The sequence below is a fragment of the Rhodococcus sp. P4_F3_2 genome (assembly GCF_056401335.1).
The window spans coordinates 22,134-48,432 of record NZ_JBFUJN010000007.1; the positions used below are offsets into that span (position 1 = coordinate 22,134).

At 61.4% G+C, this 26,299-nt stretch carries 25 protein-coding genes; 15 read left to right on the forward strand and 10 right to left on the reverse strand.

Annotated elements, in window-relative coordinates; translation table 11 throughout:
- The first annotated feature begins 140 nt into the window (after nucleotides 1–140).
- From AC1DWA_RS09530 to AC1DWA_RS09560, 7 genes are all read left to right on the forward strand, one after another.
- Nucleotides 141–1,058: an alpha/beta hydrolase gene (locus AC1DWA_RS09530; RefSeq protein WP_020905944.1), complete on the forward strand. Its 918-nt coding sequence runs from the start codon at nucleotides 141–143 to the stop codon at nucleotides 1,056–1,058.
- A gap of 73 nt (nucleotides 1,059–1,131) precedes the next feature.
- Nucleotides 1,132–2,430 (forward strand): sugar ABC transporter substrate-binding protein, encoded by a 1,299-nt coding sequence (locus AC1DWA_RS09535; protein WP_127159959.1) that lies wholly within the window; start codon nucleotides 1,132–1,134, stop codon nucleotides 2,428–2,430.
- Between the two features lie 17 nt (nucleotides 2,431–2,447).
- Nucleotides 2,448–3,977 (forward strand): sugar ABC transporter ATP-binding protein, encoded by a 1,530-nt coding sequence (locus tag AC1DWA_RS09540; protein WP_024488271.1) that lies wholly within the window; start codon nucleotides 2,448–2,450, stop codon nucleotides 3,975–3,977.
- An 8-nt stretch (nucleotides 3,978–3,985) separates the two neighbouring features.
- The gene (locus tag AC1DWA_RS09545; RefSeq protein WP_169801348.1) at nucleotides 3,986–4,999 is read left to right on the forward strand and encodes an ABC transporter permease; all 1,014 of its coding nucleotides are present in this window, start codon (nucleotides 3,986–3,988) and stop codon (nucleotides 4,997–4,999) included.
- The gene (locus tag AC1DWA_RS09550) at nucleotides 4,996–5,847 is read left to right on the forward strand and encodes a mycofactocin-coupled SDR family oxidoreductase (RefSeq protein ID WP_020905940.1); all 852 of its coding nucleotides are present in this window, start codon (nucleotides 4,996–4,998) and stop codon (nucleotides 5,845–5,847) included. The genes AC1DWA_RS09545 and AC1DWA_RS09550 overlap by 4 nt, the downstream gene beginning before the upstream one ends.
- A gap of 49 nt (nucleotides 5,848–5,896) precedes the next feature.
- Complete coding sequence (locus AC1DWA_RS09555; RefSeq protein ID WP_020905939.1) at nucleotides 5,897–6,730, forward strand: mycofactocin-coupled SDR family oxidoreductase; 834 nt, start codon at nucleotides 5,897–5,899, stop codon at nucleotides 6,728–6,730.
- A 26-nt stretch (nucleotides 6,731–6,756) separates the two neighbouring features.
- Nucleotides 6,757–7,059, forward strand: a complete 303-nt coding sequence (locus AC1DWA_RS09560) for a hypothetical protein (RefSeq protein WP_042950475.1) — start codon at nucleotides 6,757–6,759, stop codon at nucleotides 7,057–7,059.
- Nucleotides 7,060–7,323: 264 nt separating this feature from the next.
- On the opposite strand, the gene AC1DWA_RS09565 is transcribed toward AC1DWA_RS09560, so the two are convergent.
- The 4 genes from AC1DWA_RS09565 to AC1DWA_RS09580 are packed head-to-tail and all read right to left on the reverse strand — an operon-like array spanning nucleotide 7,324 to nucleotide 11,672.
- Entirely contained in the window at nucleotides 7,324–7,971 is a 648-nt protein-coding gene (locus tag AC1DWA_RS09565) for an acetoacetate decarboxylase family protein (protein ID WP_042950474.1), read from the reverse strand.
- The gene (locus tag AC1DWA_RS09570) at nucleotides 7,955–9,670 is read right to left on the reverse strand and encodes a GMC oxidoreductase (protein ID WP_477846648.1); all 1,716 of its coding nucleotides are present in this window, start codon (nucleotides 9,668–9,670) and stop codon (nucleotides 7,955–7,957) included. Before AC1DWA_RS09570 ends, AC1DWA_RS09565 begins: the two co-directional genes overlap by 17 nt.
- Complete coding sequence (locus AC1DWA_RS09575) at nucleotides 9,667–11,151, reverse strand: flavin-containing monooxygenase (RefSeq protein WP_020905936.1); 1,485 nt, start codon at nucleotides 11,149–11,151, stop codon at nucleotides 9,667–9,669. The genes AC1DWA_RS09570 and AC1DWA_RS09575 overlap by 4 nt, the downstream gene beginning before the upstream one ends.
- Entirely contained in the window at nucleotides 11,148–11,672 is a 525-nt protein-coding gene (locus AC1DWA_RS09580) for a TetR/AcrR family transcriptional regulator (RefSeq protein ID WP_020968240.1), read from the reverse strand. Before AC1DWA_RS09580 ends, AC1DWA_RS09575 begins: the two co-directional genes overlap by 4 nt.
- Nucleotides 11,673–11,855: 183 nt before the next feature.
- Here AC1DWA_RS09580 and AC1DWA_RS09585 point away from each other — a divergent pair, with 183 nt between their 5' ends.
- The 5 genes from AC1DWA_RS09585 (at nucleotide 11,856) to AC1DWA_RS09605 (ending at nucleotide 15,639) form a co-directional block, all read left to right on the forward strand.
- Nucleotides 11,856–12,560, forward strand: coding sequence for a response regulator transcription factor (locus AC1DWA_RS09585; RefSeq protein ID WP_019746583.1), 705 nt, complete (start codon nucleotides 11,856–11,858; stop codon nucleotides 12,558–12,560).
- Nucleotides 12,561–12,750: 190 nt separating this feature from the next.
- Complete coding sequence (locus tag AC1DWA_RS09590) at nucleotides 12,751–12,993, forward strand: LuxR C-terminal-related transcriptional regulator (protein WP_042950493.1); 243 nt, start codon at nucleotides 12,751–12,753, stop codon at nucleotides 12,991–12,993.
- Nucleotides 12,936–14,192, forward strand: coding sequence for a sensor histidine kinase (locus AC1DWA_RS09595; RefSeq protein ID WP_257209846.1), 1,257 nt, complete (start codon nucleotides 12,936–12,938; stop codon nucleotides 14,190–14,192). The genes AC1DWA_RS09590 and AC1DWA_RS09595 overlap by 58 nt, the downstream gene beginning before the upstream one ends.
- On the forward strand, nucleotides 14,189–15,286 hold the full coding sequence (locus AC1DWA_RS09600; RefSeq protein ID WP_046377828.1) for a hypothetical protein: 1,098 nt from the start codon (nucleotides 14,189–14,191) through the stop codon (nucleotides 15,284–15,286). Before AC1DWA_RS09595 ends, AC1DWA_RS09600 begins: the two co-directional genes overlap by 4 nt.
- Before the next feature lie 47 nt (nucleotides 15,287–15,333).
- Entirely contained in the window at nucleotides 15,334–15,639 is a 306-nt protein-coding gene (locus AC1DWA_RS09605) for a hypothetical protein (RefSeq protein WP_019746579.1), read from the forward strand.
- 6 nt (nucleotides 15,640–15,645) lie between these two features.
- Here AC1DWA_RS09605 and AC1DWA_RS09610 read toward each other — a convergent pair whose 3' ends face one another.
- Genes AC1DWA_RS09610 through AC1DWA_RS09625 form a run of 4 tightly spaced genes read right to left on the reverse strand, consistent with a single transcriptional unit; the run spans nucleotide 15,646 to nucleotide 20,472 of the window.
- Nucleotides 15,646–16,557 (reverse strand): hydroxymethylglutaryl-CoA lyase, encoded by a 912-nt coding sequence (locus AC1DWA_RS09610; RefSeq protein ID WP_019746578.1) that lies wholly within the window; start codon nucleotides 16,555–16,557, stop codon nucleotides 15,646–15,648.
- 1 nt (nucleotide 16,558) lies between these two features.
- Complete coding sequence (locus tag AC1DWA_RS09615) at nucleotides 16,559–17,773, reverse strand: CaiB/BaiF CoA transferase family protein (protein WP_477846649.1); 1,215 nt, start codon at nucleotides 17,771–17,773, stop codon at nucleotides 16,559–16,561.
- A gap of 36 nt (nucleotides 17,774–17,809) precedes the next feature.
- Entirely contained in the window at nucleotides 17,810–19,576 is a 1,767-nt protein-coding gene (locus AC1DWA_RS09620; RefSeq protein WP_020905930.1) for a multicopper oxidase family protein, read from the reverse strand.
- A gap of 56 nt (nucleotides 19,577–19,632) precedes the next feature.
- Nucleotides 19,633–20,472 carry an alpha/beta fold hydrolase gene (locus AC1DWA_RS09625; RefSeq protein WP_046377827.1) on the reverse strand — a complete coding sequence of 280 codons (840 nt, stop codon included), beginning with the start codon at nucleotides 20,470–20,472 and terminating at the stop codon, nucleotides 19,633–19,635.
- Between the two features lie 65 nt (nucleotides 20,473–20,537).
- On the opposite strand from AC1DWA_RS09625, the gene AC1DWA_RS09630 reads away from it, so the two are divergent.
- Nucleotides 20,538–21,314, forward strand: coding sequence for a TetR/AcrR family transcriptional regulator (locus tag AC1DWA_RS09630; protein WP_355335713.1), 777 nt, complete (start codon nucleotides 20,538–20,540; stop codon nucleotides 21,312–21,314).
- Between the two features lie 49 nt (nucleotides 21,315–21,363).
- Nucleotides 21,364–22,668, forward strand: a complete 1,305-nt coding sequence (locus AC1DWA_RS09635) for an HNH endonuclease signature motif containing protein (RefSeq protein WP_477846650.1) — start codon at nucleotides 21,364–21,366, stop codon at nucleotides 22,666–22,668.
- 84 nt (nucleotides 22,669–22,752) lie between these two features.
- Here AC1DWA_RS09635 and AC1DWA_RS09640 read toward each other — a convergent pair whose 3' ends face one another.
- Both AC1DWA_RS09640 and AC1DWA_RS09645 read right to left on the reverse strand, forming a co-directional pair.
- Nucleotides 22,753–23,685: an oxygenase MpaB family protein gene (locus tag AC1DWA_RS09640; RefSeq protein ID WP_019746572.1), complete on the reverse strand. Its 933-nt coding sequence runs from the start codon at nucleotides 23,683–23,685 to the stop codon at nucleotides 22,753–22,755.
- 1 nt (nucleotide 23,686) lies between these two features.
- Complete coding sequence (locus tag AC1DWA_RS09645) at nucleotides 23,687–25,468, reverse strand: acyl-CoA dehydrogenase family protein (protein ID WP_029254305.1); 1,782 nt, start codon at nucleotides 25,466–25,468, stop codon at nucleotides 23,687–23,689.
- Nucleotides 25,469–25,627: 159 nt separating this feature from the next.
- Here AC1DWA_RS09645 and AC1DWA_RS09650 point away from each other — a divergent pair, with 159 nt between their 5' ends.
- Nucleotides 25,628–26,269 carry a TetR/AcrR family transcriptional regulator gene (locus AC1DWA_RS09650; protein WP_020905924.1) on the forward strand — a complete coding sequence of 214 codons (642 nt, stop codon included), beginning with the start codon at nucleotides 25,628–25,630 and terminating at the stop codon, nucleotides 26,267–26,269.
- The last annotated feature ends 30 nt before the right edge of the window (nucleotides 26,270–26,299 follow it).

A 26,299-nucleotide genomic window follows, 5' to 3' on the forward strand; every position in this document is an offset into this window, starting at 1 on the left:
TCGGATCCGCGACGATCCGCTCGGGGCAGTTGACACGAGCGAACCGCGTCGATGCCGTAATACGCACGGCGACAAGACCGTCCGTTTTCTTTCGCACCTACTTCCATTCAGCTTTCACTCGTTACATGAGGAGTCGCGCAATGCGCCGTGAAGATGTCGAATTCTCCAGCGACGGAGTCACCGTCCGCGGTTGGCTGTACCGACCCGACACCGACGAAGACGTACCGGCCGTCGTACTGGCAGGCGGTTGGTGCTACGTCCGTGAGTTGGTCATGCCCTATTACGCCGAGGCCTTCGTAACGGCCGGTATGGCTGCGCTGGTCTTCGACTACCGCAACCTGGGCGTGTCGGACGGTGAACCCCGTCAACACCTGGACCCGAAGCAACAGATTCGTGATTATCAGAACGCGCTCAGCTTTCTCGAGCGCACTCCCGGCATCGACAACGACCGTCTCGGAGCCTGGGGCATCTCCTACTCCGGCGGCCACGTAATGATTCTCGCCGCGACCGATCCTCGGGTGAAGGCCATCGTGTCTCAGATTCCGGTGATCGACGGGTTCCGCAACATGCGTCGGATCCACGGGACCATGGGTTATCGAAAGCTGTGGGACGCGATCCTCGAAGATCGCCGACTCCGCTTCGACGATCCGGATCAGCGACTGCACATCGCTCACGCCAGTGAGAATCCCGAGGAAGAACTGTCTTCCTGGCCGTTCCCCGAGACGAAGACGACCTTCGCAGCTCTTCAAGCCACCGAAGCTCCTCTCTACCAAAACAGTTCGACTATGGAATCCGTCGATCTCCTGCTCGACTACGACGTCAACTATTTCGTGCCCAGGATCCTCGACACACCGTCGATGATGATCGTCGCCGAAGGTGACGACCTCACGTTGTGGGACTTGGAGATCGAGAGTTACAACAGCATCCCGACTCCGAAGAAAGAACTTGTCGTCCTGCCGCACACGTCGCACATGACGCTCTACAGCGACCAGTCCAAGCTCGCAGTGGCGGCCGAACACGCTTCCCGTTGGTTCACAACGCATCTGCTGGCGAAGTAGCGAAATCTCCCGTTTTCCCACATCTCGAGAAGACCTCTCGAGAACCTACTCTTGCGAGACCAAGGATGTGATCATGCCTTCGATCGAATCGAAGATCGTGGACGTCGCGCGGAACGCGACGTTCTCTCATCCACTGACCCGACGTTCCTTCTTCGCCGCAATGGGCGCAGCAGGCATCGCCCTCGGCGCAGTGGCCTGCGGAGCAGGCGGCAGTTCCACCAGTACCGCTGCCGGCGGTGGCGCCGGCGCGGGCAAAGTCCAGGAAAAGACCCTCTGCCAGGTGACAACACTCTCCAACGACTACTTCGTTGCCTTCTCGGACGGCGGCAAGCAGGCGATGGACGCGTTGGGCGTCAGCATGTCCTCGGTGGAGGATCAGGGCAACGTCAACACCGCACTGGGACAGGTAGGCAACGTCCGCGCTTCGGGCGGCAAGTCGATCTTCGGCACTCCCGCCACCGAAGCTCAGGCGGCAGCCGTCACGAAAGCCTGTCAGGCGGCCGGGATTCTGTATGCCAGCTCGTACACGGCACCCGCCTGGTACACACCGGCCGACGCGGACAAGTGGGTCCGTTTCATCACGCCGCCCTCCACCAAGATCGCCGTCGCAACCGCCAAGGCTCTTTTCGACAAGGTCGGCGGCAGCGGAACCATCATTCATGTTCCGGGACAGAAGGGTTCGTCCTCCGACGATCAACGGACAGCTGGCCTGAACGCCGCGGCCAAGGACTACCCGGGAATCAAGATCGTCACCGCCTCGCCCGGCAACTGGACTTCCGAAGACGCGAGAAAGGCATTCACGAACATCCTGCCTTCGGTGCCGGACTTCGTCGGAGTCTTCGCGCAGAACGACAGTCAAGCCGCCGGAGTCATTGCGGCACTGGACGCCGCGAAGATCACGGGCAAGATCGTGGTCGGATTCGACGGTAACAAGCAGAACGTCGAATACATCGCGCAGGGAAAGCAATACCTGACCAGTGCAACGGTCGGCGGACTCACGGCAGGAATTCTCGGTGTCACCATCTTCGATCAGCTCAACGGCGTCGACCTGTCTCTGCCGGAGCGCTTCCTTTCGCAGGGAGCACTCCTGGTGACTCCGGAGATCGCCGACGACGTACTGAAAACTGTGTACGCGCCCACACTTCCGTTCGACTGGGCAAAAATGAGCAAGGCCCTGCATCCTGACGACTGGGACCCGCAGACCGTACTCAACCCGATCGACCCGCGGGAGTACTACGCCGGTGTATCGCAGGACCAGTACACGCTGAACAGCGCCTGGAACTCTGCAGACATCACCGGAGTACGCACCGAGTACGCCTCCGCGTTCCGCTCGGGCCCGTTGCTGCAGTACAAAGATCAACTCGTGGCCTGAGAATGAGTCATACGAAGGTGAGCGACACAGCAACCATCAGCTTGCGCGGGGTCTGCAAGAGCTACGGCCCCGTTCACGCCCTCCAGGACGTTTCACTCGACGTCAGCAGAGGTGATGTTCTCGGCTTGATCGGCGAGAACGGTGCCGGAAAGTCAACGCTGATCGGTGTTTTGACGGGAACGGTACGTCCCGATGCCGGCAGCCTCGACGTAAACGGAACTCACGTCGAACTCGGCGACTCGCGCACTCTCCGCGAACTCGGAATCTCCGTGGTGGTCCAGGAGCAGTCGTTGGTCGATGCACTGCGCGTGTACGAGAACATTTATCTCGGACGTGAGGGCGAGATAGGTGGTTGGGGCCCCGGCCGGCGTCGGAGAATGCGCGACGCCGCCCAATCCCTCCTCGACACACTCGGCATCGAGGGGTTGCGCGCCGATGCCGTCGTCGCCGAATTGACGTACCCACAAAGGCAACTGGTCGAGATTGCGCGCGCCTTCTCGCGGATCACCGACGCCACCGAAGCTCCGGTGATCCTGCTCGACGAGCCGACCAGCGCGTTGACCGAGACCGAGGTGGAAATTCTCTTCGCGTTGATCGAAGGGTGGCGCGATCGGGTGTCGTTCATCTTCGTGTCCCACATCCTGCAGGACGTCTTGCGGATCAGCACACGGCTCCTCGTACTGCGCGACGGGAGGTCCATCGAAACCCTCTCCGCCGACGGCGTCACTGCGGAGCGACTGCACGAGTTGATGGTGGGTAGCGAGCGTAGCGCCGACTACTACCGAGAAGGAGAACAGACCGGAGCGTTGTCTCCGAAGCCTTTGATCGAACTCCGAGATGCAAGCAGCGCAGGCGAGTTCGAGTCGGTCGATCTGGTTGTCCGACCGGGCGAGGTAGTCGGATTGGCCGGAGTCATCGGTTCGGGGAAAGCATCGGTGGCTGCAGCAGTCGCGGGTGCGGAGTCGTTGTCGACGGGTTCGATTCACGTCGACGGTACTGCGCACGAGCACTGGTCGGTTCCCGCCGCCGTGGCAGCCGGAGTCCTGTACGTCCCACCGGAGCGTGCCCAGGACTCCCTGTTCCGCAGCGCGTCCATCAGAAACAACATCTCGATCGGCTTCCTCGATCTCCTCCGCCACCCGTGGACGCGGCTACTGCGTTTACGGACCGAAAGGGAGCGGACGACGCAGTTGGCCCGCGCGCTGCAGGTCAAAGCCCCGTCGTTGTCGACGCCTATCGGGGAACTCAGTGGCGGAAACCAACAGAAGGCGATCTTCGCTCGGTGGCAAGGTCGCGAATGCAAAGTGCTGGTCCTCAGCGATCCGACGCGTGGAATCGACGTCGGAACGCGAGAGGAGATCTACGGTTTGGTCCGATCGATGGCTGCGTCAGGGGTCGGTGTGCTGCTGTGCGCCGAATCCCTCGAAGAAGTGATCGGAATGTCCGACCGAATCGTGGTCATGAAGGACGGGGTCATCAGCGCAGAGTTGGCGGCCCCTGCAGAGCGCAAGCCCGCCGAAGTCGACGTGATCAAGCACATGATGTGAGGAATGCAGTGACCCAGACACTCTCGAAGCAATCGCCGGCCAGCGATGCCGCAGCGCCGTCAGGCGCGCGCGGTCTGCTGAGTCGACTCGATCAGCACCGCAACATAGTTGTTCCGACGGTTGCGGTGCTGATACTGATCATCTATTTCCAGTGGCGCACGGAAAGTTTCATCACTGCGACGTCCGCGCAGAACATTCTCAACCAGATGGCTTTCCTGACCGTGCTTGCGCTCGCCGGCACGTTTGTCATCCTGATCGGCGGTATCGATCTGTCGGTCGCGGCGACGGCCACTCTCGCCGGAATTCTGATCGCCACATGGATCGACAAATTCGGTGGCCCGTTGGCGATAGTCATGGTGATCGTCGCGGGGGCGGTTGTCGGACTGGTCAACGGGTTGATCACGACAATGCTCAAGGTGCCGTCGTTCCTCGTGACGCTGGGAATGATGTCCGTACTCGACGGCATTTCCAATACCGTCTCCAAAGGCGGTCCTGTTTCCTACAATTCGAATCTTCTCCAGAGCCTGGTGAACGAGTCGATGATTCCCAACGTCCCCAACGGGGCACTGATCGCAATCCTGCTGACCATCGGCGCGACGGTCCTTGCCTTCGGTACGTCATTCGGTCGCCACATGTACGCGGTCGGTGGCAACGAGCGCGCCGCAGCCCTCGTCGGTGTCCGCGTACGACGGACCAAACTTGCTGTCTTCGCCGTAGCCGGAGCCGTCGCTGCGATCGCCGGAATCATCTTCACCGGCCAGGCCAGCACCGGAGTCCCGATGGGCGCAGGTCCCAGCCTGCTCAATTCCATCGCGGCCGTGGTTGTCGGCGGCACCGCGCTGTCCGGTGGCGTCGGTGGCCCACATCGCACGATCCTCGGTGCACTCGTGATCGTGTTGCTGAGCGCCGGAATGGACCTGACGTCCGTCGACCCCTACACACAACTCGTCATCAAGGGCATCGTGGTGATTGCCGCAGTTGCACTGACCATCGACCGACGCCGATACGGAGTGATCAAGTGACCACCACAGCACGCACCACCGGAAGGGTTTCGGGCAAGGTCGCGTTCGTCACCGGCGCAGCACGCGGCCAGGGCCGGGCACATGCGATCCGCTTGGCCGAGGAAGGCGCAGACATCATCGCGCTCGACATCTGCTCCGACATCGGAGGTGTTCCGTACTCGCTGGCAAGCGAAGCCGACCTCGCCGAGACCGTCCGGTCGGTCGAGGCCGTCGGCGGGCGAATTCTGGCCGAGGTGGCCGATGTTCGCGACTTCACCGCGGTCAAGGGTGTCCTGGACCGCGGGGTCGTCCAGTTCGGTCATGTCGACATCGTCTGCGCCAACGTCGGTATCAACATCCCCTCACCTACACACGAACTCACCGAAAGCCAATGGGGCACTGTCGTCGACATCGATCTCAGCGGCACGTGGCGAACCGCCAAAGCCGCGATCCCCTACCTCATCGAACAAGGGGGCGGGGGCGCAATCATCCTGACCAGTTCGGCGGCGGGGCTCAAGGGATACGGCAACATCGCGCACTACACAGCCGCGAAACACGGCGTCAACGGATTGATGAAAACTCTCGCGCAGGAACTGGCTCCCCACCGAATCCGCGTGAATACCGTGAACCCCACCCAGGTCGACACTCCGATGATCATGAACGACGCCATGTACAGGTTGTTCTGTCCCGACATCGACGAACCGACTCGTGAGGACTTCGCCCCGCTGTCGCAAGCGATGAATGCGCTACCTATCCCGTGGGTCGAATCCGTCGACGTCAGCAATGCCGTGCTTTTCCTCGCGTCCGACGAAGCCAGGTACATCACCGGCGTCGCACTGCCCGTCGACGCAGGCGTACTCGTCAAATAGCTCTCCGATCACCCACGTACACAACAATTTCAGCAACAGGAGGATCCCCATGACCGGACGATTCGAAGGCAAGGTCGCATTCATCACGGGTGCTGCTCGCGGGCAAGGGCGTAATCACGCATTGCGGCTGGCGCAGGAGGGCGCGAACATCATCGCTCTCGACTCCGTCAAGGACAACGACACCGTGCCGTACCCCTTGGCCACGGAGGACGACGTCCAGGAAACAATCCGCCTCGTCGAAGAAGCAGGCGGCAAGATCATCTTCTCGCACGCCGACGTGCGCAACTTCGACTCGGTCAAGCTGGCCCTCGAAGCCGGGCTCGATCGCTTCGGCCACGTCGACATCGTCATCGCAAACGCGGGCATCCTCTCCTTCGGGAACGCGCACGAATTGGACGAGGAGAAGTGGGGCGAAATGATCGACGTCAACCTCAGCGGCGTGTGGCGCACCGTCAAGGCCGCGATCCCCCACATGATCGAACAGGGCACCGGCGGCGCGATCGTCCTCACCGCCTCCGTTGCCGGTCTGCGCGCGTACACGGGTGTCGGACACTATGTTTCGGCCAAGCACGGCGTCGTGGGATTGATGAAGACCCTCGCCCAGGAACTCGCTCCGCATCGCATTCGCGTCAATACCGTGAACCCGACGCAGGTCGACACCGAGATGGTGCAGAACCAGGCGATGTACAACCAATTCGTTCCCGGCACCGACAATCCGGGTCGCGACGACTTCGCCAAGGCCTCCGGCGACATGATCCTCTACCCGATCCCGTGGGTAGAAAACGACGACGTCACCAACGCCGTCAAATTCCTCGCCTCCGACGAAGCGCGTTACATCACCGGCGTCGCGCTGCCCGTGGACGGCGGCGTCCTGGTCATGTGAGTGCCCGACCAGTTCAGGGGACTCTCGTGAACCGAGTGACGAAGATGCCACCTCAGCTCTGTGGAGCGACGAGCGTCGCAAACACCCACGAATGCCAGGTTCGACGCGCCAAACGCTCGCGAAATCGTGGATCGTACGCGGACGACCTCGTCGACTTCGCAATCCTGTGGCGACCGTGGAACGGTGCCACTGCCGAGGACATCTTCGTCACTTTCGGTCTGTCGCCGCGGACGTATTACAACCGATTGCGATCAGCTCTGAGTGGGCCGGCGGGATCGGATCTGTGTGTGGGACTGAAAAAGGAACTCGCCCATCTCGGCCCTGCCTGAACTCGTCGGCCCTGCTGGAATTCGCTGCACACCCTGTCGGAAACTACTTGGCGATCCCCGGGAACAAATCCGGGGAGACCACCGTTGAACACCCTGTCGGCGTCCGAACAAGCCCCGGGCCCCACCCCTTTTGTCGCTGCGAGCGACCACCCGCCGAGAGGCGCCTGTGGGACGTCGACACCTAACTTTTTACACAACACGAGCAAGGCCGCCCAATCACCGACTGGGCGGCCTTGCTCGTTCTTTCGCAGGTCAACCCCCCCGCTATCGGTGCTTGGCTGCTCCCGTAGTCATTTTTCCGCCCAGAATCACGACGCCGTGATGAGTGCCCGATGCCAACCAGTTCGGCAGTGTCGGCCCCTCTGCCTCGACGCTCACGCGCGCATATCGGAACGACCCCGTCAGTCTGGCCGACGCGATCGCCAGACCTCCACCGGATTCCGGCTGCGCAAATCCCAACGCCCCGGCAATCGGCAGACGCGGCCCGAGCATCCGCGTGTCCGAACGCACCCGCCATCCGTCGCCGGTTGCAGTGAATTTCTGCTGCACGTCTCCGTCGAACTCGGCCAGGACCTTGGGTAGTTGCCAGTGGAACCGTCCGCCGTGCACCGACGGTTCCGAATCCACCGCGATGAAAGGGACCGCCATCCGCGGCATCGGCCCGATCCGTTTCCCTGGCGCATGCAAGACCGGACTGGCGAGGATCTCGCGATACGGGCCGACCGGCGAATCGAGGTAGTCCACCATCATGGCCACCGTCACCGGAATCGTTCGATCGTCGGGCCCGAGTTCCCGCGCCGCCGGCGTACTGCGGTGCCACCACAGTGTTGCGCGAACGGAAGCAGGCCACGGCGGCGGATCGCTCACCGGCCAGTCGACGCGGTCACTTGTCGATTCAGGCACGCTCCACATCGGACACCTTCTCAGCTCGAACGGTCAGGGGAAGCCGCAAAGCACCTGGTGCATGCGTCGGCACCACCGGGTTGGACGGCAACGTCGGATCGATACGTACGTATGGTTCGCCGGTCTTCGGGCGGGCGTCTGCGGCACCTTTGTTCGGCCACATCGCGCACGCTCGTTCCGCCTGCGCAGTGATGGTCAGGGAAGGATTCACGCCGAGATTCGCGCTCACCACCGAACCGTCCATGACGTGCAGGCCGGCATGTCCGTAAGCACGGAGATACGGATCCACGACGCCACTCGCCGCGCTGTCACCGATTGCGCAGCCACCCAGAAAGTGCGCCGTCATCGGGATATTCACGATCTCGGCGATGGAACCGCCCGGGTCGCCGTCGATCTTCTCGGCGACCTTGCGAATAGCTGTATGGCCCTGCGGAATCCAATGGGGAGGTGGATCACCCGGTCCCGGCCTACTGGTGAGGGAACGCCCGAATCGTTTGGTGTTCTTGGAAAGCTCGAGGGAGTTGTCGTCGGTCTGCATCACCAGCGCGATGACGGTTCGCTCGGACCAGTTCCGTACCGACAAGGACCGGAAGAACGCACCTGGGTGCCGTGCCGCGACCGCCAGAGTCTTCAGCACCCGGGGAGTTCGCCCGCCGCCGTCACTCAGGACGGTCTGCAGAAGTCCTATTGCATTGCTGCCCTTGCCGTATCGCACCGGCTCGATGTGCGTGTGATCATCCGGGTGAAAGGACGATGTGATCGCTACGCCCTGCGTGAAGTTCCGTCGACGCGACTTCGACGTTGCGGCCAGTACGGCTTCGGAATTGGTACGTACAACGGTGCCCAGAGTGTCCGACAGGTCAGGCAGTGCACCGGATTCCTTCATCCCGAGCAGCAGTCTCGCCGTTCCATAGGTTCCGGCGGCTACCACCACCTGATCGGCGGTGAACCGAACTTCTCGCCGGCGGACGCCGTCCGTTCGCCTCGCGAGCAGGTGATAACCACCGCTTGCGCTCGGCCGAAGTTCGGTGACGGTCGTGAGCGGATGAACCCTGGCGCCCGCTTGCTCGGCGAGATGGAGGTAGTTCTTGACCAGCGTGTTCTTCGCCCCGACTCGGCACCCGGTCATGCATCCCCCGCATTCGGTGCAGCCGGTGCGTTCGGGCCCTTTTCCGCCGAAGAACGGGTCCGGCACGGAAACTCCTGCCTCCCCGAAGAAAACACCGACGGGGGTGGACGTGAAGGTCTCCCCCACGCCCATCTCTTCGGCTACGTCTTTCATCACCGCATCGGCCGGAGTGAAGGACGGATTGGTGCGAACACCCAACATCCGTTTGGCCTGGTCGTAGTACGGCGCCAGTTCGTCGTGCCAGTCCGTGATGTGCGCCCACTGACGGTCTTCGAAGAACCGCTTGGGTGGCTGATACAACGTGTTGGCGTAGTTCAACGATCCGCCCCCGACGCCGGCTCCCGCCATCACGAGTACGTCCGGAAGAAGGTGGATACGCTGAACCCCATAACATCCGATCCACGGCGCCCACAGGTACTTTCGCATCCGCCAACTGGTTTCGGGCAACTCGTCGTCGGCAAACCGTCGACCGGCTTCGAGCACCCCGACACGGTAGCCCTTCTCCGTCAGGCGAAGAGCGGCGACACTGCCACCGAATCCCGATCCGATTACCACCACGTCGTAGTGCGTCGTGGTCATGCCTGGACGCTTTCGATCTTGCGAGCGGAGTAGTTCTCACGATCGAAATGCTCCAGCAGCGAACGGAATTTGAATGTGAACGTCGGCCACTGCACCGAGTTGCGCCCCTCCGGATCGATGTACCAACTCGAGCATCCGCCCTTGTTCCACACCGTGTGCTGCAACTCGTGCTGAATTCCCTTGTTGTAGTGCACCTGTACCGACTCGTTGACATCAAGAGCGTCCAGTCGCTCACGTTTCATGGTGTTCAACGCGTCGTTGACGTACTCGGCCTGGGACTCGAGCATGTACACGATCGAACTGTGTCCGAGGTTGGTGTTCGGACCGTACATGAGGAACAGATTCGGGAACCCGCTGACCGCAGTGCCCTTGTAGGCATTGGGGCTACCGTTCCAATGCGCGGCCAGCGTTTCGCCACGTTTTCCGGTGATCAGATGCGCCACAGGCGGTTCCGTCGGCGTGAACCCCGTGGCGAAGATGATGGTGTCGACCTTGTGCTCGACTCCGTGCCCGTCGACCACCCCGCCCTCGGTGACCGAGACGAGCCCGCTGTCGACCAGGCTCACGTCCGCGCGGTCGAGGGTGCGCAACCAGTCGTTGGACAGAAGCATGCGCTTGCAACCGATCGTGAAATCGGGAGTCAGTTTCCGGCGCAACTCCGGATCTTTCACCTGTCTGCGCAGATGGAGGCGCGCGGCCGCCTCGAAGGCCGGCAGGACCCACGTCGCATGTGACATCGCGGCACCGAGCAACTCGCGAAAACCGTAAACCGCTCCGCGAACAACTTTCTGCGTAGCGGGAATCCGCGAATAGACGGCCTTCTGCGCCGCAGGCAGGGTGCGATCCATTCGCGGAATCACCCAGGCCGGAGTTCTCTGGAACACGGTGACATGGGCAGCAGGGTCGGCAATTTCGGGAACGAACTGGACTGCCGACGCTCCCGTTCCGATCACTGCCACGCGCTCACCACGCAGGTCGTGTTCGTGGTTCCACGTCGCCGAATGGAAAGTGGTACCGGAGAACTGGTCGAGACCGGGAAAGTCGGGAATCTTTGGAGTCGACAACGCCCCGGTCGCAGCGACCAGCGTCTTGGCCGTCAATGCCCCTCGGGATGTCCGAACACGCCACAGTGCCGCATCCTCGTCCCACACAGCAGCTTCGAGTTCGCAGTTCAGGACTACGCGATCCACGATGCCGGTGTCTGCCGCCACCTTCTTCAGATAGTCGTAGATCTCGGGCTGACGAGCGAAGGTATGACTCCAATCGGCGCTCGGCGCAAAAGAATACGAGTACAGCGCCGTCGGCACGTCACAGGCGCACCCTGGGTAGGTGTTGTCGCGCCAAGTGCCGCCGATGTCAGCTCCGCGCTCGATCAACACGACGTCCGCCGCGCGATTGTCGCGAAGCATTCTGGCTGCCAAGCCCATACCGGCGAATCCGGCACCGACGATCAGCGTTTCGACATGTTCGGGAAGCTTCACTTCTTCTCCACTCGGGATTGCCAGGCCGGCAACAGTCGCGCTCTGAGCGCGTCGTCGGCTTCGGGTGTACGGAAAAGGGCTGAGACTGCAAGACCGCGGACGAGTTCGATGGTGAGTTCGACCGACTCGGAATCGAATCGATCGCCGAACAACTCGGCGCTACCGAACTCGAGTGCCTCACTGACCTTGCGTTCGAGGGGCACCGTCGCCGCATGCAGAACAGGATCGGTTCGCGCCGCGACCCACAATTCGAGCGCAGCGTAGAACAGCGGCCCGGAGAACGCGTCCGCCAGGACCTCGAGACCTCGGCCGCGATCCACTTCAGCGGTGAGGATTTCTTCCAGTCGCTTGTCGACCAGATACTCGACGGCGGCAACGACCAGCGATTCCTTGGTCGGAAAATGATGCAGTTGCGTACCTCGCGAGACGCCTGCGCGACGGGCGATCTCCTGGGTGCTGGTCCGGGCGTAGCCCAGTTCGACAAGCGATTCGACAGCGGCGTCGAGCAGGCGCCCACGCATCGCGGCAGTTCGTTCGGCCTGCGTACGGCTTACTTTCGCATCGGAAGTGGTCTCGGTCACAAGACAACTGTAGAGCCGAAACGTAAAACAGTCCAGGCTGACTTCAAATCTTGATACGTAACATACCGATCAGTCAGCTCTGCCTGATAACGTCCTCGCATCGAGCGGAGGGAAACAATCGCTATGCCAGAGCAAACTGCATTTCCACACCGCCGTGTCGGACTGGTGGAAGACCACGAGTCGGTGGCTATCGGCTTGTCCGTGATGCTGAAGGACGAGCCAGATATCGAGTTGGTGTGCATCGCGACCACTGTGTCCGAGATGCTCGCTCAGAACGTCAGCTTGGATCTGGCAATTCTCGACCTCCGACTGGCCGACGGTTCATCGCCCAAGAGCAACGTCGAGGAACTGCGGGCCGCGGGGCTCGAGACATTGATCTTCACCGGGGCGGAAAACCCGTTCCTCGTTCGCTCGGCTGCCCGTGCCGGTGTACTGGGCGTCGTGCGCAAGTCCGAACCGACTGCCGTCGTGATTGATGCAATACGCGCCGCCGCGTCGGGAAGGCAGGTGGTGACGACGGAGTGGGCTGCCGCAATCGACGGGGATCCAGGTCTCGACGAGGTGGGTCTGAGCCCTCGACAACTCGAGGTCCTCGAACTTTACGCATCCGGAGAGAAGGCAGATCGCGTTGCGCGACTCACCGGTTTGGCGCCGCAGACGGTCAACGATTACCTCCAACGCATCAGGCAGAAATATGCGGCTGCCGGACGGCCGGCCCCCACAAAGACAGATCTGTACAAACGCGCGGTCGAGGACGGGGTGTTACCGATTCCGGAACGCAGGAATCTCGGTAGAAATCTGACCTTGACTAACAATGACCTTCAGTAATGAAAAAGTTCGGTAACGATTGATTTCGCTGAGGCTGCCCCTGGAAATATGGGCAGAGGAATTGATGTCTGGGAAAAATGGCCAACTTCGACTTACATTCACCTGGTAAGAAGACGGCGCTGTCGGGGAGTCTGTCATTCCGCTAGACGAAAGAAAGACGAAACTCATGACCGTCACTGTGGAAAACTGCATGACACAAGACCCTGTCGGACCGCACCTTTCGGAGCGCGAAGTCGAGGTTCTCAGGGAATGGCTACTGAGTGATTCGAAATCACGCGTCGCTCAAAACCTCTACATAAGCGTGGGAACGGTGGGAACCCACCTGTCCCGGATTCGCGAGAAGTATGCCGACGTTGGAAGGAACGCACCGACGAAATGCGAACTACTCGTGCGAGCGATACAAGATCAGATAGTGACGATCGACGAACTCTGATCGACAAAGTTGCTTTCGACAAAACAGCCACTGCTTCTGACGAAATTCTCAGGCTCTTCGGCCGTTTCATCGGCGCAGGCTATGTCTGCTATCTGATATTGCTCGCCCCTGCCATTGCCGAAGCCACTGCGATGTCCGCGTCTTGGTGGACCCCGCTGGCAGTGGTCGCAACTTTCGGTAGTGGACTGGTATTGGGAGCATCGACGTTTCACGCAGACACCCGGTGGGTGAAACGAGCCGCGAGTGCAAATGCGCTCCTCTACGTCGTGGTCATCCTCCTGTGGTGGCCGGCCTGGAATGGTGAGCACGTCACGGATTTCACCTTGTGGATTTCCAATTTCCCCGGCGTCGCCAGCCTTGCGGCAGCTGCGGCTTGGCGACCGGCCGCTGCCGTCGTGCACCTTTTCGTGGCGGCAACACTCGCACAGTTGACCAATCACATAATCCGGACGAGTCCCACGACGCACCTGCTTGTTCCCGACCTCGCCTTCGCCTGGACATTTTGCGCGGTATTCGTCGCAGCGGCCGTCATGGCCTTGCGTACCGGTCGAGTGCTGGATGCAACTATCGCCACCACTCATGCCGCTGCGGCAGGCGCCGCCGCGGCCGAGGCCAAGTCCGTCGAACGCGAGAGATTCGACGCACTCATCCACGACACCGTGATGTCCACCCTGCTCGCTGCTTCGAGAAACGATGCCGATCCCTCGGTCATCGCTCAGGCACGAAGGACTGTCGAGAGGCTTGACGAACTCCGCTCCGGAACCGATCACGAGACGAGTTTCGACTTCGACGGAATCCTCGCTCAGTTGCGTTCAGCCGCTTCGGAAGTGGACGAAAACATCACGTTCGAGACCGCCCTGTCAGTCGGGTCCGATCCGAGCGGATACGCGCCCGACTCGATTCGTGCGATGGCCGGTGCGATGGCCGAGGCGCTGCGCAACAGCGTCAAGCACGCCGGAAGCAGTGCACGGCGTTCGGTCACGGTCACGGCAACCACCACCCACCTCGAAGTAGTCGTCGCGGACGACGGCGTCGGCTTCGATCCGAGCTCCGTCGAGACGCATCGCCTCGGAATCACTGTCAGCATCCGCGGCAGAATGCGCCAACTCGACGGCGGATCGGCAACCATTCGATCGTCACCCGGCCGCGGCACTTCGGTGACTCTGACCCTGAGCTTGCCCGCAGCGGTGATGAGATGACCAGACCGGACGGACGAGATGTCCGCGATCTCCTCGGCATGCACAGCCGTGCTGCTCGATTCATGGCTGCATGCTTCGCGCTCACCTGCGTGATCTCGGTCGCGTACACCTCCTCCGACGTCCGCGCAGTCTGGCCGATGGTCTTGGCAATTATCGTGTGCTCGACTGCGGCTTTCACACTCGTTCTGAGCCGAGGCGACCCGATGCCGCTGGGGCAGAGCGTTCTGGTGTCTCTGACTGGCGCCGTCACGAGTGGCCTTGTGTTGTCAGTGGTTCCAGTGCCCGTCAACGACATGACTCAATTGTGGATGTTCGGGATGTCTACGGCCGTTTTCACCTTCATGTGCGTTCGTGGGCGTACAGCACTCGCGTGGCTCGGGCTTGGGCTCATGGTGTTGGTGACCGCCATCTGGTCCTCCACTACCGGCCAGGGGGCCATGTACGGAGTGTCGTTGACGGTCATCAACGCGGGCCCTGTTCTGATGTCGACCTTCTTCGCGTACACCATCCGTCCTCAAGCCAGGGTTATCTACGAACTTCGGGAGCAGTCCACCCAACGAATTGCCTCCGCATCCGCTAGCGCTGCGATTCTCGAGGAACGCGACGCGCAACTCGACAGGCTCGATCTACTTGCGCGCCCACTCCTCGAACGGGTCGCTTCCGGGATTCCGCTGACAACCGCCGAGCGGCAAGAATGCGAACTCCTCGAGGCGCAACTCCGAGATTCGCTGAGGGCGCCTGGCTTACAACAGACAGATGTCATCGATGCTGTGCATGCCACTCGAAACCGCGGCGTCGAGGTAGTCCTGCTCGACGACCACGGAATGGATGGCGCTGACCCCGCCGTGCGCGACCGAATCCACGCGAGCATCGTCCGGGAACTCACCGCGATCACGCGAGGCAAAGTGACCATTCGGATCCTTCCACCTCGGCGCACCGCTATGGCCACGATGCTGGTCGACACTGAAGACGTTCGACGAATCGAGTTCGATCACAACGGAATGCAGCTGTTACGGCAGGAAGATCAGAGGGAACTCGGCGCCTCGTCCATGTCCGTCGATCCGACTACAGACAGCGCCGTCTATCCCGAATAGCTTTCGAGGAGAGTGAGATTCACCGCGTCGATCACCAGGAGAAATGAATGATCTTCGAACTGCGTCCAGCACATGTTGCACGCGCCCTTGCCGCACTGTGTGCCCTTCCGATTCTGTGGACCTTCGCAGTCGAGGGAATCACCACGACAACGGAATACGACTACAGCACGGGCGAAGTATCCTCATCGAGCGACCTGGGCTCTCAGATCGGAAGCGTAGCGATCTGGATCGTCCTCGCGATCGCATGTGCCGCCGGTGCATGGTATCTGGAGAAACAGCGCATCGGTTGGCCGCCGGCGGCACACGAGCAGCTGGTCAAACTGCAGCTGGCATCACCCAACCGAGAAGAGTAAAGGTCCCTATCGCTTCCGATCGCCGGCGCGGAGAAGATTACTGGGAACCGTATGGCCCACTATCTCCTCTGCAACGGCAGCGGCACGAATGCTCGCATCCAGGTCGATACCTGTCGCAATGCCCATGTCTTCGAGCATGTAGACCAGTTCCTCAGTCGCGATATTGCCACTGGCACCAGGAGCAAACGGGCAACCGCCCAGGCCACCGGTGGACGCATCCAGGTTTCGAACTCCGTGCTGCACAGCCGCCAACGCACTGGCAAGACCAGCGCCACGCGTGTTGTGGAAGTGCACACCCAAGCCGAAGTCACCCACTCTTTCGCCGACAGCGTCGATCAACCGTCCGACGCGTCCCGGTGTGGCAGTGCCGATGGTATCCGCGATCGAGAACTGATCAGCGCCGAACTCTTTGGCCTGCTCCGCAATCCGCAGAACACGGTCCGGATCGGTTGGACCGTCGAACGGACAGTCCCAGGCCGTGGCCACGATGACCTCCACCCGTCCACCAGCCTCGTGGACGATCCGGACGACCTCTCCGATACGTTCGGTCGCTTGCTCCGTCGTCGACCGAGTATTGGCCTCGCTGTGGCTATTCGATGCCGACACCACATATTCGACGGTTTTCATTCCTGCAGCAACGGCCCGTTTCGCTCCACCGATTCCGGCGACCAATGCCGAGAACTCGATGCCTGGCCACTGGTGCAACTCTGCGGCCAACAACTCCGCGTCGGCCAGTGCCGGCACCGCACGCGGTGACACGAACGACGTCGCCTCGATGCGCGAAACACCTGTCGCAGCCAGAGCTTCGACAAGACGAAGTTTCTCCGCCAGCGAGACCGGGTCTTCGATCTGCAACCCATCCCGTGGCCCGACTTCACGAATGCTGACCGCGGGAACACCTGCTTCAGGTACCGACACGTCAGATCACGCCCTTCTTCTTCAGTTCTGTCCGCTCGTCGCCCGAGAGTCCGAGGAGCCCACCCCAGACCGAAGCGTTGTCGTACCCCGGCGACGCTGCTCCCGCGTTGCGAACGGATCCGGGTGTCTCACTGAATGTAGGCACGACGCCCAGGCCGAGGACGTTTTCCCCGATCCGCTCGTCGTAGTGGTCGACGAGCATCCCCCGTTCGATCAGCTGCGGATCCTTGACCACATCTTCAACCGTATTGATCGGCCCGGCAACAACTCCCACTTCGGTGAGGCGTTCCACGAGACTGGTGGGATCTTGGAGCGCAACCCAGGCGCTGATCAATTCGTCGAGCTCGTCCTGATGTTTGCCACGCGCAACATGATTGGAGAATCGGTCGTCTTGCGCTAGTTCCGGTCGACCCATGATGGTGCACAGACGCACGAAGAGCGTGTCCTGATTGGCCGCGATCACCACCCAGTTTCCTTCAGAGGTCTGGTAGATGTTGGACGGTGCGATACCCTCCAACCTCGTTCCCGAGGGCTGCCGGATGATCCCGCCCCGATCGTAGTCCGGGATCGTGGATTCCTGCACCGCCAGACAGGATTCCGTGAGGGCAACGTCGACCACCTGACCACGGCCGGTCCGCTCTCGCGAGAGCAACGCCGCCAGCACTCCCTGAACGGCGAACATCCCACCGAGAGAATCTCCGAGTGAAAGGGCAATACGCGGGGGTGCCTGCCCTGGATAACCGTTCAGATGCCGAAATCCGCTGACTGCTTCGGCAACCGAGGCGTAGCCGGCGCTCTTGGCTTGCGGTCCGCTCTGCCCGTAGCCGGATACCCTGGCCAACACCAACTTCGGATTGCGCGCGCTCAGCACGTCGAATCCCAGACCCCACTTCTCGAGGGTGCCCGGCCGGAAGTTCTCGACCACCACGTCGGCATGTTCGATCAGATTCAGAAACAGGTCGCGGCCCGCGTCGACGCGAAGGTCCAACGTCACACACCGCTTGTTGCGGGCGTGAACCGTCCAGAAGAATCGATGACCGTCCTGCTCTGCCTGACCCCAGGTACGAAGCGGGTCTGGACGGTCCGGTGATTCGATCTTGATCACGTCGGCTCCCATGTCGCCGAGCAATTTCCCGGCGAAGGGCCCGGCGATCAAGGTTCCGAGTTCAATCACCCGATATCCGTCCAGGGGCCCGGTGGGCGCACCTTCCGACACAGCTGCCTCCTCTGGGAACTTTTCTCCCTTTGAAGGCTACGTCACCACCCGGTATCGCAACATCATGTCGTGGTCTTCGTGATCGAGCATGTGGCAGTGCCAGACGTACCCCTGCAAGTCCCCCATGCCAGCTTCTCCGTGCGCCGAGTGATCTGCCATGGAACCTCTCGCGAAAGTTGCATCCGGATCGAAGCCCAACTCGTCGGCCGTCGGAAAGCGCACGATCACGCGGGTGATCGAGTTGGCATCCACGATGACCGTGTCCTTCTCCCCCGTTTCCCACACTTCGGGAGGCCGCAGCGAAGAGGTCACGAATTCCTCCGCCGACGGCGTCCACCGGACCCCCAAGTCAGGCACCGGATACCGCTGCATCAGTGCTGCAGTGTCGAGGCTCTGGCGTCCCACAACGCGGAACGCCACCAGGTGCAGATGAATCGGATGTGGTTCCGTGGTGATGTTGATCAGATTCCATTGCTCGACGGCCCCCTGACGTGGCAGTTCGATATCCGAATCGGTGAACCTCAAATTGTTGAGCGACATAGTGATCGACGGGTAATCCGACGGACGCGACAGCTGCATGATCGTGAGATTTCGCACCACATCCGGGGACGCCGGTTCGGCGGCAACGGAATTCAGCTGCTGCGGGATCGAGCCGGTGAATCCCTTTGCGCTGCCCACGTCGAACCGACAGAACACCGGCATCACCTGCGTGCCGCGTTGAGCCACCGCAAGGGGTACCGGTTCGTCGTTGCGCAATTCCACCGTTGTGCCCGGCTCGAGCATACTGAAGTCGACCAGCAGATCAGCGCGTTCACCCGGACTCAACCGGACGTGATCCGTCGGCGCCGGAGCGGCCAGTAAACCGCCTTCGGACCCGATCACCCAGAACCGCATACGATTTGCGAAATGCAGATTCCACACCGAATAGGTTGCGGCGTTGAGCAGTCGCAATCGATACAGGCCGCGGGCAACCTCCACTTTCGGCCACACGACGCCGTTCACCACGCCAACGTCACCGGGGGTCGCCGGATCCCATGAACCTTGCGGAGTGAGCCACGTGGAACGGACACTCTGCTGACCGTCGGAAGTGAATACCTTGTCCTGCAGAATCATCGGGAGTTCGAACTCACCGGTCGGCAGGCCGAGAGAATTCCCGGCGGCGCCCGTGTCAACGTCGTCACGGAGAAAATACATCCCGACCAATCCGGCGTAGACGTTGAGGCGCGTCATTCCCATGGCGTGATCGTGGTACCAGAGATTGCCGGCGGCACGACCATTCGTGTATTCGTGGACCAAACCTTCGCCCGGACGCTGGATCAACTCCGGATGTCCGTCGAACTGTGGTGCAGTAACTCCTCCGTGCAGGTGAAGCGAGGTGGGGACCTGTGTGCGGTCGAGGTCGCTGACGCCGTGCAGACCCGGATCGACATCCGCGGCAAGCGGATACGCAGAAATGTCATTGGCATATCGGACTGTGACGAGCTGATCGACGTGAGCTTCGATGGTGGGGCCCAGATAATCCATTCCGCCGTAACCCAGCGACGGCGACGACGGTAGGTCCGGATGGAAACGGTGCATCGACGAAGCCGCGCGAAGCTCCAGGTTGCCACCCGAAATGCCCGGCAGAACAGGAAGGGTCTCCCGAAACGGTTCCAGCCGGGGTGACGGAAGTTGGAATGGGCGTAGCGGATCGATGTCAGGGGGTCGAGCTGTCGCTGATCCAGCGGACAATGCACTCAGGCCGGCCAGCAAGCCAAGCCCTTGAACAAACGATCGTCGACGGATCTTGTGTGACTCGTCCACTCACGGCCCCCTCACGCTGACGGCATCCGGAGCGGGTTACCCGTGTGCTCGCACGGTCAAACACCGACCACCTTCTCCAACCAAGGTTTGAGAATGGGCAGAACATGAGCCGGTTGCATTGCCTGCGTGTGATCCAGACCGTCTAGTACCTCGATATCCCACCCTGCCGACCGAGCGGCGTCGAGGTCGAGATCGGCCGGCGCGACCCGTACCCCACCCCATCGGTCACCGTATTCGATGACGTCTTGCGAACCGACGAAACACATTCGCGGACAAAGGATGCGCCCTTGTATTGTTCGATCGTCGAATTCACCAAGTGCGCGGTACAGCGTCACGAACTGCCGGGTCTGCGCTCCGGTCAACGCAATGTCTATGGAGTTCCAATCGAACTCGTCTGATGATGCCGTGGGTTGTGATGTGCGCTGGGGCGGTTCACTCGTCATGCGGTGTGTAGCTTCGGTAACCTGGAGCATCGCCTTGTACGGCCCATCCACCGGCGGGAAACCACCCATGACCAGTGCGGTCAGACGATCGGTGCGCAGCGCCAACTGCAATCCGCGCAGAGCCAGCCAGGAGTATCCGTAGTAGGCGAACTGGTCGATCCCAGCCGAATTCGCCACAGCCAGAATGTCGGACGTGATGTTGTCGGGAGTGAGCGTGTCCGGAGCGGGCGACGCCATCCGGTGCCCTTCGTAGTCGAAGGCAACCACAGTGAAGTTCGACGCCAACCCTTCCATGAACGTTCGACCGAGCGAGGGGTCAACGCCCCAGGCGCGCAGTTCGTCAGCCTTGATGCCGGCAGCCGAAATCGGATTCACGGGCATCAGCACGGCGGGGCCATGTCCGAGAACCTCGACATCGATAGTTGTCCCGTCGTGAAGTCTTGCCTCAACCATGCCCACTCCCAAATCTTTACACTGTAAAGCAATTAAGAATAGCGCGACTCCACGAAAGCGACAAGATGAACAAACAGGCAGGCCGACGCGATATCGCACGCACGATTTCACTTCTGTGGCGTCAACCCGAGACGCCTTCCGGCCGCCGAGGACCGAAGCCCGCGCTGTCCACGGACTCAGTCGTTGACGCCGCGATCGAAGTCGCCGACGCCAACCCCACGACACCGTTGTCGATGCGCATGATCGGCGACCACCTCGGCCGCACTGCGATGTCTCTGTACACCTACATACCGGGAAAGGACGAACTACTGGACCTGATGTACGACCGGGTGCATGCCGAGCTACCGCCGATCGCAGACACCGGCGACTGGCGCATGGCACTGTCCGACTGGGCCGCCGCACTCTTCGCCCTACATACACGCCATCCGTGGACATTGGATGTCTCGTTGGCGCGCCCCGTCCTGGGTCCGCACGAGCAGGCAGGACTCGAATCACTCCTGTCCATTCTCTACTCCACGGGTCTCGATGCTCCGACCATCCGCAGATCGGTGAGCATGCTTTTCCATTTCATCCGGGGGTCCGCGCGGACCTTAGCTGAGATCCGGAGCGCCTCGACCATCGGAGATTCCGAATCTCATTGGTGGGCAGAGTCTTCTGCTGCACTGGCCGATGCTGCACCGGATTTCGCGGACGACTTCCCCCACACGGTGCAGTTGGGTCGGGAGGCACCACCGATACCGGGCGGCGACTTCTATCTCGAACGAGAAACCGAAGAGTCATTTACTCAGGGCCTACAGATCCTCCTTGACGGGATCGAATCGAGGATTCGAAAACACTCTTGACTCGAACGCATGTTCGAGTATTCTTGTGTGTAGGGGATCGGGGGATTCAATGAGTGTTCTGTTGTCGGATGTGGTGTCGGGTTCTGCGGTGGGGTTGCGCGGACGCCTGTGGCGGTTGCCTGCTTCTGAGTTGCGTGCTGCTGCGGTGTCGGCGAGCGCGGAGATTCTTCGTCTCGAGGCTGTTCGGGTGGCGGTGGTCGACGAACTCTCAATGCGCCCGGATGATCAGGTGATTGCCAGCCGCGGAGTGGGGTCCTGGTTGGCGGCGAACACGATGCTGCAGATCCGGGACGGGAAGAAGATCGCCGCCCTCGGTGCGGCGCTGCGGCCGTTTCCCGCGGTGGCTGCTCGGTTCGATGTCGGGGACTGCTCGTTCGAGCATGCCGTGTTGATCGTGGCGTTCTGCGAATCACCACCGAAGGGGATGCCGGAGGAAGCGCTACCGAAGTGCATCGATTTGTTGTTGGCTGCTGCGTCGGGCGTGGAGTCGACGACCACGAAAGTCCGGAGTGTTATCGCGACCTTGGAGCGAATCTTCGAATCCGATGAGATTCCACCCGCCGAAGACATCGACCGCAACGAGTTGCGGATCGCATCGACACTGAACGGTCGAGTGGTGGTGCGCGGTGATTTCGATGCTCTCACCGGTGAAATGCTGCTATCGGCCCTGTCGAATCTGACGATGCCCACCCCGGCACCCGATGGAACCCCGGATTCCCGGTCGGCGGCGAAGCGGACCGCGGACGGGTTCACCGAACTGATCCGCCGCTATCTGGAATGCGCCAAAACCGGCACCGATGGTGGTCAGCGGCCGCACGTGAACGTGCACATCAACGCACGTGATCTCGCGGAGCATCGGGACTGCGCCGCCGCACCCGCTGCTTCTGGTGACGGAGTGGCTGTGTCGGATCTTGATGTCGGACATATGCCGTGGCTCGGACCACTGTCCGTCTCGCAGACAAGGCTTCTCGGGTGTGATTGTTTCCTGTCCACGGTGCTGCTCGACGGTCACGGCGCGCCGTTGGATGCGAAACCCGGGAAACGGTTGGTGTCCGCCGAGCAGCGAGTGGCGCTGATCGCGAGAGACAAAGGCTGCGCTTTCCCGGGCTGCACGTGTGTGCCCGCGTGGACCGACGCGCACCACATCCGGCACTGGGCCAACGGTGGCCCCACGGTGATGAACAACCTTGTCCTGCTGTGCCGTTCAGATCATCGGTTGATGCACCGCAAAGCCGGGTTCGTCGGGAAGTGGGTGATCCGCATCGGCGTCGACAACAAACCGTGGTTCATCCCACCACCCTCGATCGACCCGCAGCAGCACCCGCGGCCGGCGAACACCACATTCAAAACCTGAGGTAGTACTCCTCAGGCACAACAGAACACGTGCCAGCACCGCATCGAGCAGATCTCGATGCGGTGCCGAAAGCCGTGAATTCCGTCAGACCGCCTGCGGAACTTTGGTGGCGCGTGGGAATCGCTCCCGAATCTCCGCCGGGGTGACAACTCTCGGGTCGAGGGGTTGCTCGTCACGCAGGTGGCGCTCCAACACCTTGCCAGTCATCGGCGCGATGACCTTCAGAGCAGTGGTCATGTTCTTCGGTGAACTGCCGACCCGGACCGCAGTTCGCACCGCGGGCGCAATTGCCCTGTCCAACAAAGCGGGTTGATCGAAGCCGCCCATGGTTCGCATCCAGCCCGGCAATGTTGCAATAGTGGCCGGCGCGACCAATCGGCTGAACGCCGCGAACTTCGTCTTCCCCTGCGCCCTTGGCGTTCTCAACAAGTAGTGCATCGCCCGGTTGGCACGCTCGGAGGTACACAATCTGGGCCTGACTTCAGCGAAGTACTCCCGTACCTCGTCTCGCGAGCGCGGAACGTCGGACGCTTTGCATGTCTGCAGTTCGGCAGCGATCACGCATTCTTCCCAGTACCGCTGCTCTTCGACGGCGGAGAGTGGGCCCGGCCCGTACATCTCGTAGCACTTGAGCACCGAATGCCAACCGGTCACGTGGATCCACAGTTGTGACGCCGGATTGTTTGCACTGTAACGAGTTCCGGTGATCGGTTCGATACCCGTGGCCTGAGCGTGAACCGTCATGAGATGGTCGGACAACGCCAGTGCCGTCCGCCCGTCGGCAGTGGCGACGGTCAGGAAGTACGCCAAGGTTCGGTCGAGTCGCCCGGCGGGATCGCTGTAGATCCCGCTCATATCTGCCACCGCGGCAGCAAGGAAGGGGTCGAAGTGCTCGAGCACCACTGACCGCTGGAAACCGATCAATGCTGTCGGAGCCGCCCAGATCTTCCAACTGGGTGATCCTGGGCCGAAGAAGCCGTAATCCTCACGCGGTCGATTCATCGTCAGTTCAGACATTTCATTCCTCCCCGTTCGTTGACCCTGCACAGTTCATTTCGTAGGCACCAGACAAGGCGACTACTTGCTGCCAGACGTACTCGAATCGCTCGGCCGCGAACGCGGGGCGCCGAATAGATGCGAGAGCCAACCGCTGCTGATCTTCACTGGCGCTGGGTTTTCCGTACAACTCCACCGCTGCAGCACTGAAGTCGCGGACCAGGACGTCGAAGATCTGATCCAGCACCCCATCGCTCCGCTGCCCCTCGTCCAATCCCAAGATCTCGGCTTGTTCGAGGATCAACTGACCGTAGACGACGAGGGTGAAGAGTTCGGTGATCGCCAGGCCGAAGTCCAAGTCGACCTGCTGCGCCGCATCCGGTGCAGCTTCGGCAAGGAGGGTCACGAGAGCTTCGGCCTGCTCCACGAACAGTGCGACGTTGGGAACATCCGCAAACTTCGCGTACACCGCTCGCCAGTCGTCGAATCGAACCTTGGACAACCCCCGTGCCGGGCCCTGACGGAACAGGAACTCGTCGTCGGCTGCGTCGTTACGCGTCGGAACCGCCGGAAATGACTCGGGGGCAAAGAGGTACGCCGGCATGAACTTGGCGATCAGGGCGAGATTGACGGCGACGGTCCCCTCGAGCTTGGGCAGCCCGTCGACATCCATCTTGGCCACCGCGAGGTAGCTGTCCTTCTCGAAGCCCTTTGCCGCAGCGATGTCGGAGAGCAGTCCGATCACCTTCTGTGCCTCGGTTGTCACCTTCATCTTGGTGACGGGATTGAACAAGAGGTAGCGGCGGTCCTCGGGCGATGCGGTGCGGAAGTAGTCCACCGCACGATCCGAGAAGAGCCTCATCGCCAGCAGGCGCGCGTACGCGTCGACGAATTCACGTCGTACGTGTGGGAACGCCGTGACGGGATTGCCGAACAGGATTCGATTGTGCGCGTGGGTAATCGTCTCGTACAAGGCATGAGTCGACATACCGATTCCGCCGAAACACAGGTTGAATTTTCCGATGTTCACGGTGTTGAGCGCGGCACTGAATGCTGCCTCGCCGGTATGCAGGATATCCTCTGCCACAACGGGATATTCGGCGAGTGAGAACTCCGCTACGTACATCTGGGCCGGAACGATGTTCTTCACCACGGTGAATGCCGGATGGTCCGAGTCGGCGTAGAAGAAGACGTACTGATCGGCGCCCTCCACTCCGTCGACACGACCGAAGACAGAGACCGTGTTGGCGCAGTTGCCATTTCCGATGTAGTACTTCGAACCGCTGGCCAGGTACCCGCCGCTGCCGTTCGACGTCAAGACCATGTCGGTGGAGTAGACGTCGGCGCCGTGCTCTTTCTCGGACAATCCGAATGCCGCAACGCCTCCGGAAGCCAAAGCGGAAGCTGCTCGCGCCCTTGCAGTCTCGTTGTCGCTCTGCCACACCGGCCCGAGGCCGAGAATGGTCACCTGCCACGGGTACCAGTAGTTGAGTCCGTAGAAGCCGAGGATCTCGGACAGCGCGGCGATACGGCTGGTATCCCAGCGCTTGTCGGAGTCACCGCCGCTGTCGCGGGCGGGGGTCAGGAAAGTCGCGAACAGGCCTTCCTTTGCCGCGAAGTCGAGGAAGTCGGAGTAAAAGGTCTTGTCGTGATAGTCGGCCAGAAGTCGATTCTTTCCACGCGCCTCGAACCAGTCGACGGTCGCGCCCAGCAGTCTCCGCGTGGTCGCGTCGAATTCCGGCCGATCGTAAGTGGAGGGATGGAGCAACAGATCATTCGGCACCAAAGAGGTCGACGCTGTCATCGCGGTTGTTCTCCTAGAGATCTCGGCAGAGGCGCCTCACTGACCGCCTCTTCGAATACAACGCCACCGTAACAATTGATGACGACGAATACAACGGTTGCGTATGATTCACGAAGAATTGGCAGGCAGATTAGGGTGGGAGCGGAGGTGAGGCACACGATGACCAGGTCACAAGCTGACGCAACGGATACACCGCGACGCAAATACGCCCCTCGCATGGCGCCCGAGCAACGACGCGAACAGCTGCTCGACGCAGCATTCGAGGTCACCGGCCGCGTAGGCCTGCACAACCTCAGCATGGAATCCGTCGCTGCCGAAGCCGGCGTCGGCAAGCCCGTCCTCTACACGATTTTCGATACCAGGACCGATCTCGTCGCTGCACTCCTGCGCCGCGAGCACGAGCGAGCCATCGCTCAGGTGCTCGAAACCATGCCGACGGATCTGAGCGAACTCGGCCCAGCGGCGTCATACACCGGAACCGTTGGCGCCTTCGTCGACGCCGTACTGGAGAACCCGACGCGCTGGCGCCTGATTCTGACGTCTGTCGAGAACGCCCCCAGCGAGTATCACGGCTTGCTGAAGCTCTCTCGCGGAGCTGTCTTCGCCCGCGCCGAAGAACTGGCGCGTGCCGGGATTGCCCTCGAACCGAAGCTCGAAGGCCTTGATCCGGTTCTCCTCGCACACACCATGATGTCGTTTGCCGAAATGCTCGGACGACTGGCCGTCAGCGACCCCGAAACCTATACCCGAGAAAGACTTTCCAGTTTTGCCGTTGCGCTCGCTCAGTCGGTCGGGCGTTAGCAGACCACTGAAACCTGTCGGTCGGATCTG